Source organism: Paraburkholderia sp. SIMBA_054 (assembly GCF_046534875.1).
GTDB classification, from domain to species: Bacteria; Pseudomonadota; Gammaproteobacteria; order Burkholderiales; family Burkholderiaceae; genus Paraburkholderia; species Paraburkholderia hospita.
In genome coordinates this window covers 1-272 of sequence record NZ_JAWRXV010000791.1, presented here as the reverse complement: position 1 = coordinate 272, position 272 = coordinate 1, and the positions used below count along the sequence as shown (strand labels likewise).

Genomic DNA, 272 nt, shown 5'->3' with positions numbered 1-272 from the left:
CACGCTGGTTCTGGTGGACGGACAGCGCGTCGCCAATTACGGCAAGGCGGAGAACTTCACCGACACGTTCTTCGACGTCAACTCGATCCCGCCCAATATGGTGGATCACATCGACATCGTGAAGACGGGCGCCGTGTCGGTGTACGGCTCGGACGCGATTGCCGGCGTGGTCAACATCATCACGAAGAAGAACTTCCATGTCCTACAGAAAGACGACCAGCTAGACAAACACGAGCATGAAGGCGATGCCCCGGGCCACTGCGCCGTCGATC

General features: G+C 58.8%; 1 protein-coding gene. It reads left to right on the top strand.

The annotated features are described in order from the left end of the window. Window positions 1–272 (top strand): TonB-dependent receptor plug domain-containing protein (locus SB822_RS57270; protein ID WP_410859128.1); only part of this gene is annotated, 272 nt, incomplete at both ends.